This is a genomic window from Ruminococcus sp. (genome assembly GCF_016283395.1).
On sequence record NZ_JAEEMU010000033.1, the window covers coordinates 161,376 to 176,464 of the forward strand.

15 protein-coding genes and 1 other annotated feature are annotated in these 15,089 nt (G+C 45.7%); all 15 genes read left to right on the forward strand.

The features are described from left to right. The first annotated feature begins 21 nt into the window (after positions 1–21). The 15 genes from QZZ41_RS02735 (at position 22) to QZZ41_RS02805 (ending at position 15,055) form a co-directional block, all read left to right on the forward strand. On the forward strand, positions 22–282 hold the full coding sequence (locus tag QZZ41_RS02735; RefSeq protein WP_295067809.1) for a hypothetical protein: 261 nt from the start codon (positions 22–24) through the stop codon (positions 280–282). Between the two features lie 177 nt (positions 283–459). Continuing rightward, positions 460–710: a binding site (T-box leader), on the forward strand. Between the two features lie 75 nt (positions 711–785). Further along, on the forward strand, positions 786–2,456 hold the full coding sequence (locus QZZ41_RS02740; RefSeq protein ID WP_295067812.1) for a 2-isopropylmalate synthase: 1,671 nt from the start codon (positions 786–788) through the stop codon (positions 2,454–2,456). Between the two features lie 339 nt (positions 2,457–2,795). Next, positions 2,796–4,478 (forward strand): biosynthetic-type acetolactate synthase large subunit, encoded by a 1,683-nt coding sequence (gene ilvB, locus QZZ41_RS02745; RefSeq protein ID WP_295067815.1) that lies wholly within the window; start codon positions 2,796–2,798, stop codon positions 4,476–4,478. Between the two features lie 10 nt (positions 4,479–4,488). Continuing rightward, complete coding sequence (ilvN, locus tag QZZ41_RS02750; RefSeq protein WP_295067817.1) at positions 4,489–4,989, forward strand: acetolactate synthase small subunit; 501 nt, start codon at positions 4,489–4,491, stop codon at positions 4,987–4,989. A 51-nt stretch (positions 4,990–5,040) separates the two neighbouring features. Then, entirely contained in the window at positions 5,041–6,309 is a 1,269-nt protein-coding gene (gene leuC, locus QZZ41_RS02755) for a 3-isopropylmalate dehydratase large subunit (protein WP_295067820.1), read from the forward strand. After that, the gene (gene leuD, locus QZZ41_RS02760; RefSeq protein WP_295067822.1) at positions 6,306–6,797 is read left to right on the forward strand and encodes a 3-isopropylmalate dehydratase small subunit; all 492 of its coding nucleotides are present in this window, start codon (positions 6,306–6,308) and stop codon (positions 6,795–6,797) included. Before leuC ends, leuD begins: the two co-directional genes overlap by 4 nt. A gap of 10 nt (positions 6,798–6,807) precedes the next feature. After that, positions 6,808–7,254 (forward strand): NUDIX domain-containing protein, encoded by a 447-nt coding sequence (locus QZZ41_RS02765; RefSeq protein WP_295067825.1) that lies wholly within the window; start codon positions 6,808–6,810, stop codon positions 7,252–7,254. 15 nt (positions 7,255–7,269) lie between these two features. Beyond that, positions 7,270–7,920, forward strand: a complete 651-nt coding sequence (locus QZZ41_RS02770) for a YhfC family glutamic-type intramembrane protease (protein WP_295067828.1) — start codon at positions 7,270–7,272, stop codon at positions 7,918–7,920. Between the two features lie 104 nt (positions 7,921–8,024). Continuing rightward, positions 8,025–9,098 (forward strand): 3-isopropylmalate dehydrogenase, encoded by a 1,074-nt coding sequence (leuB, locus tag QZZ41_RS02775; protein WP_295067831.1) that lies wholly within the window; start codon positions 8,025–8,027, stop codon positions 9,096–9,098. Between the two features lie 373 nt (positions 9,099–9,471). Then, positions 9,472–10,539: a hypothetical protein gene (locus QZZ41_RS02780; protein ID WP_295067834.1), complete on the forward strand. Its 1,068-nt coding sequence runs from the start codon at positions 9,472–9,474 to the stop codon at positions 10,537–10,539. Positions 10,540–10,588: 49 nt separating this feature from the next. Continuing rightward, positions 10,589–11,350, forward strand: coding sequence for a hypothetical protein (locus QZZ41_RS02785; RefSeq protein WP_295067837.1), 762 nt, complete (start codon positions 10,589–10,591; stop codon positions 11,348–11,350). Positions 11,351–11,380: 30 nt separating this feature from the next. Continuing rightward, positions 11,381–11,767 (forward strand): RidA family protein, encoded by a 387-nt coding sequence (locus QZZ41_RS02790; RefSeq protein WP_295067840.1) that lies wholly within the window; start codon positions 11,381–11,383, stop codon positions 11,765–11,767. A 168-nt stretch (positions 11,768–11,935) separates the two neighbouring features. Then, positions 11,936–12,868, forward strand: coding sequence for a quinolinate synthase NadA (gene nadA, locus QZZ41_RS02795; RefSeq protein ID WP_295067845.1), 933 nt, complete (start codon positions 11,936–11,938; stop codon positions 12,866–12,868). 1 nt (position 12,869) lies between these two features. Further along, a complete protein-coding gene (gene hydE / locus QZZ41_RS02800; RefSeq protein WP_295067849.1) occupies positions 12,870–13,907 on the forward strand; it encodes a [FeFe] hydrogenase H-cluster radical SAM maturase HydE in 1,038 nt (345 codons plus the stop codon). 203 nt (positions 13,908–14,110) lie between these two features. After that, a complete protein-coding gene (locus QZZ41_RS02805) occupies positions 14,111–15,055 on the forward strand; it encodes a hypothetical protein (protein ID WP_295067852.1) in 945 nt (314 codons plus the stop codon). The last annotated feature ends 34 nt before the right edge of the window (positions 15,056–15,089 follow it).

Here is a 15,089-nt window from a genome sequence, read left to right on the forward strand (position 1 = left end):
ACCGATATTGAGGTGAAGTATATGTTTATTTATGGTTTCCCCGTTATGGGATTTCAGTACATGACCAACGGCACAGAGCTGTTCCGTATGGCTGCCGAGCAGAAAGCTGTACAAAAATGGAACGGTAATAAATGGCTCTGCACCTGCGGAAAGGAAAACGACACGAAATTCTGTCCCGACTGCGGTGCAAAAGCTCCCGTTAAACCGTGGAAATGTACCTGCGGCAGGGAATGTGATACGAATTTCTGCCCTGACTGCGGCAGTAAAGCCGTTAGCCTTTAGCCATTAGCCTGTAGGGACACGCATTGCGCGTCCACAGACTTCGATGATATTAACACGGGCGAGCGGAACTCGTCTCTACTATGCACTAATCACTAATAACTAATCACTTGTTGGTGCAAAATTTTAATAAGGTCTTGACAAAAACAAAAATTCATTGTATAATACAAAAAACAATCGTTAAATGCTATGAAGGGAATAAAAGCTTGTATAATGCTTTCACAGAGAGCTGCCGTATGGTGAAAGGCAGCACCCATGTACAAGAAATAACTCCTCCCCGAGCAGCCGCCCCAAAGAAGATATATCTTCAAGTAGGCTCGGACGGTCTCTCCCGTTACAGAGATATGCGTTGATCCGACGCAGATGAGTGGGTGTATTCTTACATCAAGAAGAGTGGTACCACGGAGTATTATCGTAACTTCGTCTCTTCCATGCCGACGCATGGAGGAGACTTTTTTATTACCCTTGCGAGTTCGGTAAAAACGGATCGGAATGGAGGTTTTTATATGAATAACGTTAGCAAGTATACAAGACAATTCTTTGAAGCACCTAAAACCGATATGAAATGGACACAGAGATCATATGTTGACAAAGCACCTGTATGGTGCAGTGTCGATCTCCGTGACGGAAATCAGGCTCTCATAGTACCCATGAGCCTCGGCGAAAAGCTGGAGTTTTTCAAGATGCTGGTGGATATCGGCTTCAAGGAGATAGAGATCGGCTTCCCTGCCGCTTCTGATACCGAATACAACTTCTGCCGCGCACTCATCGAACAGGATCTCATACCCGATGATGTTGCCATACAGGTGCTCACACAGTCCCGTGAACACATCATCGAAAAGACATTTGAAGCTCTGAAAGGCTGCAAGAATGCAATAGTCCACCTCTACAACTCAACATCTGTAGCACAGAGAGAGCAGGTGTTCCGCAAAAGCAAGGAAGAGATAATAGATATCGCCGTCAGCGGTGCTAAGCTCTGCAAGGAATACCGTGAAAGATATGAGGGCAATTTCAGGTTTGAATACTCACCCGAAAGCTTCACAGGTACAGAGCCCGAATTCGCACTTGAAGTATGCAACGCCGTCCTCGATGTATGGCAGCCCACTGCCGATGACAAGGTGATAATCAATCTCCCTGTTACGGTGCAGCTCTCAATGCCCCATATCTACGCAAATCAGGTGGAGTATATGTGCGAGAACCTCAGATACCGTGAAAATGTCATAGTCTCACTCCACCCACACAACGACCGCGGCTGCGCCATAGCCGATACGGAAATGGGACTCCTTGCAGGTGCAGATCGTGTTGAGGGTACTCTCTTCGGCAACGGCGAGCGTACAGGCAATGTGGATATAATAACACTTGCTATGAATATGTACTCACAGGGAATTGATCCCAAGTTGGAATTCGGCGATATACCGTCTATATCCGAGACATATTCAAGGCTTACGAATATGAGCATATATGAACGCCAGCCCTATTCGGGCAAGCTGGTATTCGCAGCATTCAGCGGCTCACATCAGGACGCTATCGCCAAGGGCATGAAATGGCGCGAGGAAAAGGGTGAAACTGTCTGGAACGTGCCTTATCTCCCACTTGATCCGAAAGATATCGGCAGAGAGTACGAATCCGATGTTATCCGCATCAACAGCCAGTCGGGCAAGGGCGGTATCGGCTATATCCTCGAAACACGCTTCGGTTATGATCTTCCGAAGAAGATGCGCGAAAATGTGGGCTATCTGGTCAAGGGCATTTCCGACCGCGACCACAGGGAGCTTCTCCCCGACGAGGTATACAGGATATTCAAGGAAAACTACGTGGATATCATCATGCCTATTGAGATCACGGAAACTCACTTCAAACAGCGTGACGGCATCGAAGCTTCTGTCAGCTTCAAGTACAAGGGCAGAAAGGTCACAGCTACCAATACAGGTAACGGTCGTCTTGACGCTGTCAGCAACGCTATACGCTCATACACAGGTCTGGATTACAGCCTTAATACCTACTCGGAACACGCTCTCGAAGTCGGTTCGGCATCAAAGGCTGTATCCTATGTTGAGATAGTTGCAGGAAACGGCATGAGCTTCTGGGGAACGGGTATCGACAACGATATCATCACTTCTTCCGTTAAGGCTCTTGTCAGCGCGGTAAACAATATGCTCACAAAAAATCTGACATAATGCACAAACCAACACATCAAAAATATATCAAGCAGTCAAAAAATTCTGAAATACACTGCGCCTTATTGATTTTATCGCCCCAAAGTGATATAATACAAATATATTAATCAGCAAGGAGCGAGAATAATGAGAACTGTATTCACAAGCACAGGTCATGTCATTATTTCAGGCGCAGTCATCACTGTATCTGTCTGTAAATTCTTTTCGTTCTGTCCGAAAGCCGCTCTTGCCTGATAAAAGTATATCTTATGCAAAGAAGCTTTGACCTCCGACAGAATGTCGGAGGTTTTTTGTTTACACATATTATCACCAACAATAAATAAAAAAGGATCGGATCATATGAAGATATCAGGTGCAAAAATAGTTGTTGAAATACTGATCGAACAGGGCTGTGATACTATATTCGGCTATCCGGGCGGTCAGGTAATAGATCTTTTTGACGAGCTATATACCGCTAAGAAGCGTATTAAACATATACTCACCGCCCACGAACAGGGCGCAGCTCATGCTGCTGACGGCTATGCAAGGTCAACAGGAAAGGTGGGCGTTGTCATCGCTACATCGGGTCCCGGAGCTACAAACCTCGTAACAGGCATAGCTACCGCTTATCTTGACTCTGTTCCCATGGTCGCTATCACAGGAAACGTTTCCTGCGATTTCATCGGACGCGACAGCTTTCAGGAAGTTGATATAGTAGGCATAACCATGCCTATTACAAAGCATAATTTCATAGTCAAGGATATAAAGGACCTTGCCGACACTCTCCGTACTGCCTTCAAGATCGCAAAATCAGGCAGACCTGGACCTGTACTTGTGGATATCCCCAAGGATATACAGCTTGCGCAGTATGAATTCGAGGCTAATGCTCAGCCTGTTATCCCCTATCCCCTTATCTTCTCTTCGGAACAGAAACTGAAAAAGGCTGCCGAGCTTATCAACGCTTCCGAAAGACCTTATATCTACTTCGGCGGCGGAATCATCAACGGCAAGGCTTCCGCACAGATAATGGCACTCGCTGAGAAAATAGACGCACCTATGGGCTGTTCGCTCATGGGACTTTCCGCAGTCCCCTCGGACTATCCCCGTTTTCTCGGTATGCAGGGCAGACACGGACATTATGCATCGACAGTTGCCGAGGACGAGGCTGACCTTATAATCACCCTCGGTGCAAGATTCAGCGACCGCTCCACATGGGAGACCAGCAGGTCACTGAAAAAATTCAGCATAATCCACATTGATATAGACGGCGCGGAGCTTAACAAGAATATCCCTGCCGACCTTTCCATACGCGGCGATATCCTCGATGCTGTGGAGCGTCTCACTGCCATGATAGATGAAAAAAAACACCCTGCATGGACTTCGCGTATCGCTAAGCTGAGAGAAGAGGAAAAACGCCTGACAAAGGCTGCACACAAGAAGATAAAGGGAAAGCTTAACCCTTACGATATAATTGATACCATAAGCTCATATGCTCCCGATGATGCTATCGTAGTCACAGACGTAGGTCAGCATCAGATGTGGACTGCTCAGAGATATCCCCTCAAAAAGCCACGTACCTTCCTTTCAAGCGGCGGTCTGGGCACAATGGGCTACGGCCTCGGCGCAGCTATCGGAGCTGCAATGGCAACAGGAAAAAGAGTCGTTCTCTTCACAGGTGACGGAAGCTTCGGCATGGACCTTAATGAGCTTGCTACAGCCGTTTCTCAGGAACTGCCCATAACCATAATTATTATGGATAACGGCGTTCTTGGAATGGTAAGACAGTGGCAGACACTTTACCTCGACAAGCACTACTCCAATACCACTCTCGACCGCAAAACGGACTTCGTAAAGCTTGCGGAGGCTTTCGGTGCAGAGGGCGGACGTGCCTGCGATACCAAACAGCTGAAAAAGCTGGCTGAAAAAGCCTTTTCGTGCAGCAGTACTTTCGTCATCGACTGCGCAGTGGACAGCGATGAATTCGTACTTCCGATGCTTCCCCCAAGCGGTTCGGTAGACGATATTATTACCGAGATCAAGTGAGGTGACAGTTATGGATCAGTATGTAATCGGAGTTATAGTAGCAAACGTATCAGGTGTACTTTCACGAGTTTCGGGAATGTTCACACGCCGCGGCTTCAATATCGACAGCCTTACTGTTGGCGAGACCGAGTCAAGCGGATTTTCAAGAATAACTATCGCCTTTCACGGCGATGAGGATATAAAGGAGCGTATACTGCATCAGCTCCAGAAGCTCTATGACGTAAGAGAAGTAGAGGTAATGGACAAGAACGAGACAGTAATACGCGAGCTGTTGCTCATAAAGGTAAGAAACAAGGCTGATATCCGACAGGATATCATGACTGCCGTTGAGATATTCCGCTCAAAGATAGTGGATTACTCCCCTGCTTCACTTACCTGCGAGCTGACAGGCGAGACTTCAAAGATAGACGCATTCATCGAGCTTCTGAAACCATTCGGCATAATGGAGATGTGCCGCACTGGTATCGTGGCTATAGAGCGCGGTGAGAACTGCCTCAAAACAGTGAAATAAAAACGCCATGGTCTGTGTAAAGACCAATATATATGAAAGAAGCGTGTAAAAATGTCAATGACAATGACGCAGAAGATACTTGCGGCTCATTCGGGCAAGGAGTCCGTCAGCGCAGGAGAGCTTATCCTCGCAGACCTCGATCTCGTTCTCGGAAACGATATCACCTCTCCCGTAGCTATAAAGGAGTTCGCAAAGCTTGGCAAGGACAGCGTGTTCGACAAAAACAAGGTCACAATGGTCATGGATCATTTTGCCCCCAATAAGGACATAAAAGCGGCAGAGCAGTGCAAGATGTGCCGTGATTTCTGCAGCGAAAAGGAAGTCACACATTTTTACGATGTGGGAGAAATGGGCATTGAACACGCTCTGCTCCCCGAAAAAGGACTTGTCACAGCAGGTAATGTTGTCATTGGCGCAGACTCCCACACCTGTACCTACGGTGCTCTCGGAGCATTCTCAACAGGCGTAGGCTCTACGGATATGGCTTGCGGCATGGCTGTGGGTAAGGCATGGTTCAAAGTGCCCTCAGCAATAAAGTTCGACCTGACGGGCAGTCTCCGCAGATACGTTTCGGGAAAGGACGTTATTCTCCACATTATCGGCATAATAGGCGTTGACGGCGCACTTTACCGCTCTATGGAGTTCACAGGTGAGGGACTTTCCTCACTTTCAATGGCTGACCGCCTCTGCATAGCGAATATGGCTATCGAAGCAGGCGCAAAGAACGGGATTTTCGAGGTTGACGATATCACCCTTGACTATATCCGTCAGCACGGAGGTGCAGAGCCTGTTATATACAAGGCTGACCCCGATGCGGAGTACGATGAAGTCATAGATATAGATCTTTCTCAGATTGAACCTACCGTGGCTTTTCCGCATCTTCCCGAAAACGCAAGAACGTTCGATAACATAGGCGAAATCAAGATAGATCAGGTAGTTATCGGCTCATGCACAAACGGCAGACTTGAGGACCTTATAGCTGCCGCTGAGATAATGAAAGGACACAAAGTCGCAAAAAATGTCCGCGTTATCATTATCCCTGCAACTCAGCAGATATACCTTGATGCTATGGAAATGGGACTTCTCCGCACATTCATCGAAAGCGGCGCAGTAGTCTCAACACCTACCTGCGGTCCGTGTTTAGGCGGATATATGGGAATACTTGCCGCAGGAGAAAGAGCTGTGACCACCACCAACCGCAATTTCGTGGGACGTATGGGACACCCCGAGTCCGAGGTATATCTTGCAAGTCCTGCAACTGCCGCAGCAAGTGCGCTTACAGGCAGAATAACAAGTCCGTGGGAGGTAATGGAAAAATGAAATACACAGGAAATGTTATAAAATACGGCGATAACGTTGATACAGACGTTATTATCCCTGCACGTTACCTCAATACCAGTGACCATGCCGAGCTTGCAAGCCACTGCATGGAGGATCTCGACAAGACCTTTGTGAGCCGTGTTCAAAACGGCGATATCATAGTTGCAGGTCAGAACTTCGGCTGCGGCTCGTCACGTGAACACGCTCCCATAGCTATAAAGGCAAGCGGAGTATCACTTGTTATCGCAAATAGTTTCGCGCGTATATTCTACCGCAACGCAATAAATATCGGACTTGCTATCGTGGAATGTCCTGCGGCAGCCGAGGAGATATCCGAGGGCGACAAGGTGGAAGCCGACCTTGATAACGGTATCATACGCAATTTAACTACGGGTAAGGAGTACAAAACAGCTCCTTTCCCCGAATTCATACAGAAAATAATCGAAAACGGCGGACTTATGCAGTCCATTTCCAACGGTACATTCTGAGGAAACGTAAATGATAGCAAAAATAATCGTAAAATGTATCATTTACAATAAAAAACTCAACCGATTTCTTCTGATAAAACGCTGTGAAAGCGATGACACAGGCGCAAATACATGGGAAAATGCAGGCGGCAATATCGAAAGCGGAGAGACTCCCGAGGAAGCAATAAAAAGAGAAGTCAGGGAAGAAACAGGCATTACGGATATAAGGATAGGCAATATCGCTTATGTTGCGATCTTAAACCATGAGCTTCCCGACCTGCTCATAGTATATCTGTGCGAAACAGATGAAGAAAACGTAAGGCTTAGCTTTGAGCACAGTTCCTTTGTATGGGCTGACGAGCAACAGTGCAGGTCTTTGCTTCCCTCGGAGATAATCGGCGATTTTGAGAAGAACAATGTATTTGATATTCTGAGGGGCGGTAACGGATCTCCGCCTGAACACGTTAAAGTTAAGTAAATTACGGAGATAATTATGACAGACATCAACTGCCTTCTTGCAGGACTGACGCAACTGCTCGGTCCGCTGCTCCTGCTGATATTCTGGCACAAAAAAACAGGCGCACGGATACTCCCTGCACCTGCTGCGCTTGCGGTATGCTTCCCTGTTTTTATAGTTGCGGGAGCTATCCGCTCAGGATTTGACCGCAGTGACTGGCTCTCCTTTTATTTACAGCAGGGACTGCTCTACGGCATATTTGAGGAGGGCGCAAAGTTCCTTGTGCTGCGGTATCTGCTAACCTCCTATGACGACCGCAGGGACGCTGTTACCTACGGCATAGGTCACAGTGCATTCGAGGAATTCGGTGCAGGAATGGCTTGCCTTAATCTTATCGGCACGGGCAGAGCAGCTTCCGATATTTTTCTCGTGAATTTAGTATCATTCATAGAAGGCTCGGCATTCTGCATTGCCGTGACTGTGCTCATATTCTACGGCATACAGATGAACAAATCAAAGCTCATGCTGCCTTTAGCCATGTTTCTGCACTTTATAAGCAATTTCATCGGCGGAGCCCTGATAACGTCTGCCTCAATGGTACTCAGTTTGCTGACAACAGCAGGTATGTGCTATGCTGCATATCGCTGCTATAAGGCACTGGAAACTCAATCAGAAAAACAGTGGTAAGCTATTGGAAACGTTTATCAAGCGAGGATATCTCGCTTTGAATATATCATTCAGCTGTCAGGAAGCATTCATGGCTGACAGCCGAAAACAGAAAGGGTGATATTATGAGACTTAAAGTAGCATTGTTAAAGGGCGACGGAATAGGTCCCGAGATAGTGGACAGTGCCGTTGCGGTACTAAAAAAGATAGCCGATAAATTCGGTCACGAATTCGTTTTCACGCCATACCTCATAGGCGGCTGTGCCATAGATGAAATGGGCATACCTCTCCCACCTGAGACAATAGACGGCTGTCTGGAGTCTGACAGCATACTTCTCGGTTCTGTAGGCGGTCCTAAGTGGGACGACCAGCCCGGTGATAACCGTCCCGAAAAGGCTCTCCTCGGTATCCGTGAAGCCCTTGGACTATTTACGAACCTGCGTCCTGCAAAGCTGTACCCTGCTCTCCGCGAAGCTTCTCCGCTGAAAGATGAAGTCATCGGCAGCGGATTTGATATAATGATAGTCCGCGAGCTTACAGGCGGTATATACTTCGGCGACCGGGGCTACCGCGAGGGAAAGTACGGCAGAGAAGCCTACGATACCGAAGCTTATAGTGTCACCGAGATAGAGCGTATAGGCAGAGTTGCCTTTGAAACTGCCATGAAGCGCAGAAAACGCCTTTGCAGCATCGACAAGGCAAATGTCCTTGAATCCTCAAGACTCTGGCGCAAGACCATGCATGAGCTCGCATTGAAATATCCTAATGTAAAGTATACAGATATGATCGTGGACAACGCCGCAATGCAGCTGATACGCGATCCCCAGCAGTTTGACGTTATCGTTACATCAAATATGTTCGGAGATATACTTTCAGATGAAGCTTCACAGTTAACAGGCTCTATCGGTATGCTGGCTTCTGCATCGCTGGGAGCTTCAAAGCGTGGTATGTTCGAGCCTATACACGGTTCTGCACCTGATATCGCAGGCAAAAATCAGGCAAACCCTATAGCTGCTATCCTTTCGGGAGCAATGATGCTCCGCTATTCCGCAGGTCTTTCCGAAGAAGCAGATGCCATTGAAGCAGCTGTGGAAAAGGCACTAGCAAAAGGCTGCCGCACCGCGGATATCAGAGGCAGCAGCAGAGAAACACCTCTTACCTGTACCCAGATGACACAGGCAATACTTGAAGTTCTTTAAATTATGTTATAAGTTCGCATGAACTCATTCATAGTTTTTTAGAATATCTTCATTCTGTTTTTTATCATTCACAGCACTTTCTGTTCGTTAAAAATAATACTAAGATACAGTGCTGTAATCCTTTTTCAGCTCCCGTGCATACTTGCTCCGGCAGCTAAAAAATCCCTTAATACAGGCAAATTTGCAGATGATCCCTTTCTTGATATTCTCTCATTTCAAGTGAAAATATGCTAAAATATGCAAAAGAATATATGTCAGGATATATATAATAAAGTTTTAACTTTATCCCCTTGACAAAGCTCTCAAAAGTGATTATTATATGCATATACCAGCAAACAACAAACCAATTCCTTTCACTTAAAGGAGAATAAAAATGAAAAAGGGAATATATGAATTCACAGCATTAGTTATGGCATTAACACTTGTAGGCTGCGGTTCTGACAAGAACAAGACTTCCGACAAGGAAAGCAAGTCATCAAAGACTACAGTTTCTTCTGACGAAAATAAAGAAAGCTCAACATCAGGCAAAAGCTCACTTGACATAAAAAACTATGCAGGCGAATATGTCATGACAAGCTATGGTACAGAAGATGACGGTTATCCTGATGTATTTGATATCGAAGATATCGCAGATACACTTGAGAATGATCCTATGACCATTTCCGAGGACGGTACTTTGCATTTCTGCGGTAAAGATTACAAGCTTGTTACGGAAAAAGTCTTTGACAAATTCGATAAAGAAGAAAATGTCTACAGCGTTGAAGGAAGCGGATTTGACTTTGATAAATACTACAAATCCAAACGTATGTCGATCAAATGCGTAGATAAAGACTATGAGGGCGTTGCTTATTTCACAGCATCAGAAAGTCAGTCAAAATTTGACGAAGATACAGTTTTCAAATCCTTTACACTTCATATTACAGCAAAAGGCGATGAAAAATGTGCTTTAAGCCTTTCATTTGATTCAAAAGAAGATTTTGACAAACAGGGTGCTCGTGTGGTCTTTAATAAAACCAAATCTGCCGATAAGATACCTGACATAAAAGACTATGCAGGTAAATATATGTTAAAATCTTACAACGGCTGTGATTTGTACGATGCATTTGATGTTAAGACGATATCAGACGCTCTTGTAAACGATCCTATGTCTATTTCCGAGGACGGGACACTTCATTTCTATGGCAAGGACTATAAGCTCGTTCCTGAAGGTTCTTACTCTCTTTCCAATATCTACAGTGCGGAAGGAAGCGGTTTCAACTATAATACATATACCGAATCAATGGGATTTGGCAGTTCGGAATGTGCTGACAATGAATATGAAGGTGTTGCTTTTTTTGAAGCAGACAAGGAATGGGACAAATATGAGCTGTACATTACAGCAAATGGCTATAAATCATGCGATTTGAGATTATCATTTGTTCCTGTAGACAGCGAGTCTTAATAGAATTCAATCAATAAAAAAGGGATTTACATATTAAAGGAGAATAAAAATGAAAAAGGGATTATATGGATTTACAGCATTCGTTATGGCATTAACACTTGTAGGCTGCGGCGCAGACAAGAACAAGTCTTCAGACAAGGAAAGCAAGTCCTCAAAGGCTACAGCCCTCTCAGATGAAAAAAATGACACAAAAACAGACACCAAGAAGTCCGAAAAGTCAAAAAGTGCCGCAAATATACCTGATATCAAGACATATGCAGGCGAATACAGAAAAAACGGTCACGGTTCATGGGGTGATCTTCCTGAAGATCTGAAGCCTGACAATATTGAGGAAGCTCTCAAGAAAGACCCAATGACTATTTCCGAGGACGGTATACTTCACTTCTGCGGTCAGGATTACAAGCTTGTTGCAGAGGGTGAAAATGACGGTGCTAATATCTACAGTGTTGAGGGAAGCGATTTTGACTTCAATAAATACTGCAAGTCAATAACCTCAAAATATGTTGCCAAGAACTATGAAGGCCCTGTATTCATTACCGAGGAAGAAACACACATGACCTTCAATGGCGAAGATGTATCTTACGTTAATTTACTGTTATATATCACACCTAAGGGCGACACATCATGCCCTGAGTATATCTCATTTGAGCTTAAAAACGGCGACGATGACGACGACTGTTCATCAGACTGGGATTGGGATGATTGGGACGATGACTCAGACTGGGACTGGGACGACGAAGATGAAAGCACAGAAGAAGAAAATAATAATACAAACAATGACAGAGCGCGTAAGCAGATAAGTTTTGGCTAAACCTGCGCTCATCAGAACGGAGGAATAATTATGATCAAGATCAGCACAGACAGAGCCCCTGCGGCAATAGGACCTTATTCACAGGCTATCGTTTCACACGGAATGGTCTACACAAGCGGTCAGATAGCTATCGACCCTGCAACCAATACCGTTAAGGGCACTACTATCGAGGAACAGACAAAGCAGATAATGAAGAATATCCAGGCAATTCTTGAGGAAGCAAGCTCAAGCTTTGATCTGGCTGTAAAGACTACCTGTTTCCTTGCTGATATGAATGACTTTGCTGCTTTCAACGAGATATACGGCAGATACTTCACATCTGTCCCTGCAAGAAGCTGCGTTGCAGTAAAAACGCTCCCAAAGGGCGTACTTGCAGAAGTCGAGGTAATAGCAGAGACAGCTGATTATTCCTATTGATACGGACATACTATATATTCAGGGGCGGAAAATATCCGCCCCTGATTTTTTGTACCTTTTTGCTGTCATATCAGCGAAAAAAGTATTTTACTTGAAATTATATCTCATATGTGATATAATTGATAAAATGGGTTAATTGTAATTTTACTCCAGAAAGGAAGTATATATATGACTGTCCGTGAATTACAGGATAATATCATAAAGCTCAAAAAGGAGACTAATACAGCTATCCTCGCACACTGCTATCAGGCGCGTGAGATATGCGAGATAGCCGATTTCGTCGGCGACAGCTACAAGCTCAGCGTTGACGCAAAGGGCGTATCTCAGGAGAATATCCTCTTCTGCGGAGTCCACTTCATGGCTGAGACCGCAAAAATGCTCTCACCTCAGAAGCGCGTTTTTCTCTCCAATAAACACGCAGGCTGCCCTATGGCTGAACAAATGGACGCTGAGATGATAAACATGATACGCGCACAGGAGCCCGATCGCACCGTAGTTGCATACATCAATACAACCGCTTCACTGAAAACAGTCTGCGACGTATGTGTAACTTCTTCAAGCGCACTTAAAATAGTAAAGGCTCTCGACAGCGACAAGATACTGTTTATCCCCGACTGCAATCTCGGTGATTATATAAAGAAGCAGTGCCCCGACAAGGACATAAAGCTCCTACAGGGCGGCTGTCCAACACACGCAAGGATAACTCCAAAGGAAGTCCTCAAAGCAAAGGAAGAACACCCCGATGCACTCTTCCTTGTTCACCCCGAATGTACTCCTAAGGTAGTTGAACTTGCGGACTATGTAGGCTCTACCACAGGTATCATGGATTACGCAAAGAAGTCCGACAAAAAGGAATTCATCATCGGTACAGAGAATTCTATCGTAGAGCATTTGCAGTATGACTGCCCCGATAAGAAATTCTATCCTGTAAGCCGTGACCTCGTCTGTCACAACATGAAGCTCACTACTCTCCCCGACATATACAACACTCTTGTTGGTATCAGCGGCGGTGACGGTGACGCATTTGAGATACTCATGGACAACGAGCTCATCACAAAGGCAAGAAAATGCATAGACGAAATGATAAGGCTGGGCGGCTGATATGACAGAACTTGTCCAAAAGCTTTATACTACAGGCGACCTTGACGACAGCGAGCTGAAATCTCTTATTGAGACCGATGACGAAGCTGCTGCAAAGCTGCTTAGAGAAAAAGCAGATAAGGTAAGGCAGAAACACTACGGTAAAAAGGTGTTTCTCCGCGGACTTATCGAGGTATCAAGCTACTGTAAAAACGACTGCCTTTACTGCGGTATACGCCGCAGCAACAAGGACGCTGACCGCTACCGCTTATCCCGCGAGGATATACTCAGCTGCTGTGAAAACGGCTATGAGCTGGGCTTCCGAACATTTGTAATGCAGGGCGGCGAGGACGGCACATTTACCGACGACTTCATGTGTGATGTGATATCCGAGATAAAGTCGAAATATCCCGACTGTGCAGTTACATTATCCCTCGGAGAACGCTCATACGAAAGCTACAAGCGCATGAAAGAGGCAGGTGCGGACCGCTATCTGCTCCGTCACGAAGCTGCCTCCGAGGAGCTTTATTCACAGCTCCACCCCGAGGGCATGAGCCTTGAAAACCGTAAGAAATGCCTGTTTGAACTGCGCGAGCTGGGCTATCAGGTGGGTGCTGGCTTCATGGTGGGAGCTCCTCATCAGACCACAGAGCATATAATAGCAGACCTGCGGTTTTTACAGGAATTGCAGCCTCAGATGATAGGCATAGGACCTTTCATCCCCCATCACAATACCCCGTTTGCAGAGGAAAAAGGCGGCACTTTAGAGCTTACCCTGAGACTTCTCGGTATACTCCGCCTTATGTTCCCTAAGGTGCTTCTCCCTGCCACAACAGCACTCGGCACTATTGCTCCAAACGGCAGAGAGCTGGGCCTGCAAACAGGCTGCAACGTAGTAATGCCTAATCTTTCGCCTGTAAAGGTACGCAAGAAGTACGATCTTTACGACAATAAGATATGCACAGGCGAGGAAGCCGCAGAATGTCGCAGCTGCCTGCAAAGACGCATAAACTCCGCAGGATACGAGGTCGTATCCGAACGTGGTGACTGCATAGATTAGATCAATTTTTGCCTTGCAAAAATTGATCTGAGTTTAGAGTTGAGAGTGAAGAGTTGAGAGTTTAGGTGTTCGCTTCGCTCACGTTATTTTATTTTTATCGCCAAAGGCGACTCCATAACTTTCAACTCTCAATTCTCAACTCTCAACTTTTATGTTATAAAAAACACTAAAATCTGCCTATACATTAATTTAAGGAGAATACTATGCGAGTTCGTTTTCATCTTCCCGATTTTTCGGGAAATTTCAAGCTTAATGTTATGTTTGCGGAAATGCTTGCCCACCGCCCCGAATTATTCCGCGAGGGTGTGGAGATCGCTTCATTCTACGGCGTTTTTCCACCGTCAATATGGAACGGCGGCAGAACACAGGGCGGAGTCTGTGACAAGACCTTTGTAAAAAGCGTCATCAAGACCTTTAACGACAGAGGTATACCTCTTCGCTTCACATTCACAAACCCTGCACTCGAAAAGAAGCATCTCAGCGATCCGTTCTGCAATATGGTCATGAATTTGGCGAACAACGGTCTCAATGAGGCTATCGTTATGTCGCCTATACTCGAGGACTATATACGCAGGAATTTCCCTAACTACAAGCTTACAAGCTCGACCTGCAAGCGTCTGAATTCCTTAGAGGGACTTCTTGACGAGCTGAAAAAGGATTACAGCATAGTCGTAATGGACTATGACCTCAATAACAAGTTTGATCTGCTTGAACAGATACCTATGGAGGACAGACCTCGCATAGAGTTCCTTTCAAATGCCTGCTGTGTGCCTAATTGTCCGCGCCGTTCAGCGCATTATCACTCTATCGGCGTTCAGCAGATAGCTTACAACGAGCATATCAAAAAATATCCTAATCTGCCGTTTGACGCTTCAAAGTACGATCCCGAGCATTTCCGTGACTGCCCTTACTCACAGAGAGGTCTCTTTGATATAAAAGGTCTCAGCACACATATCTCCCCCGATGATATCTGGGACAAGTACGTGCCTATGGGCTTTGAGCAGTTCAAGATAGAGGGCAGGACAGCAAGCCCTATCAATGTACTTGAGACCTATATATACTATATGGCAAATCCCGAATGTCGTGACGAAGCAAGATTTATCCTGCTTAAATCTCTTGAAAACTCAGGCGCACTTGTATTCAAATAAAATATCCTTCATCACGTAGGAGACATAATATTCC

Bases quoted from the DNA above. Each gene is read 5' to 3' on its own strand.
- QZZ41_RS02735 (WP_295067809.1), top strand. From the start codon at position 22: ATGTTTATTTATGGTTTCCCCGTTATGGGATTTCAGTACATGACCAAC.
- QZZ41_RS02740 (WP_295067812.1), top strand. From the start codon at position 786: ATGAATAACGTTAGCAAGTATACAAGACAATTCTTTGAAGCACCTAAA.
- ilvB (WP_295067815.1), top strand. From the start codon at position 2,796: ATGAAGATATCAGGTGCAAAAATAGTTGTTGAAATACTGATCGAACAG.
- ilvN (WP_295067817.1), top strand. From the start codon at position 4,489: ATGGATCAGTATGTAATCGGAGTTATAGTAGCAAACGTATCAGGTGTA.
- leuC (WP_295067820.1), top strand. From the start codon at position 5,041: ATGTCAATGACAATGACGCAGAAGATACTTGCGGCTCATTCGGGCAAG.
- leuD (WP_295067822.1), top strand. From the start codon at position 6,306: ATGAAATACACAGGAAATGTTATAAAATACGGCGATAACGTTGATACA.
- QZZ41_RS02765 (WP_295067825.1), top strand. From the start codon at position 6,808: ATGATAGCAAAAATAATCGTAAAATGTATCATTTACAATAAAAAACTC.
- QZZ41_RS02770 (WP_295067828.1), top strand. From the start codon at position 7,270: ATGACAGACATCAACTGCCTTCTTGCAGGACTGACGCAACTGCTCGGT.
- leuB (WP_295067831.1), top strand. From the start codon at position 8,025: ATGAGACTTAAAGTAGCATTGTTAAAGGGCGACGGAATAGGTCCCGAG.
- QZZ41_RS02780 (WP_295067834.1), top strand. From the start codon at position 9,472: ATGAAAAAGGGAATATATGAATTCACAGCATTAGTTATGGCATTAACA.
- QZZ41_RS02785 (WP_295067837.1), top strand. From the start codon at position 10,589: ATGAAAAAGGGATTATATGGATTTACAGCATTCGTTATGGCATTAACA.
- QZZ41_RS02790 (WP_295067840.1), top strand. From the start codon at position 11,381: ATGATCAAGATCAGCACAGACAGAGCCCCTGCGGCAATAGGACCTTAT.
- nadA (WP_295067845.1), top strand. From the start codon at position 11,936: ATGACTGTCCGTGAATTACAGGATAATATCATAAAGCTCAAAAAGGAG.
- hydE (WP_295067849.1), top strand. From the start codon at position 12,870: ATGACAGAACTTGTCCAAAAGCTTTATACTACAGGCGACCTTGACGAC.
- QZZ41_RS02805 (WP_295067852.1), top strand. From the start codon at position 14,111: ATGCGAGTTCGTTTTCATCTTCCCGATTTTTCGGGAAATTTCAAGCTT.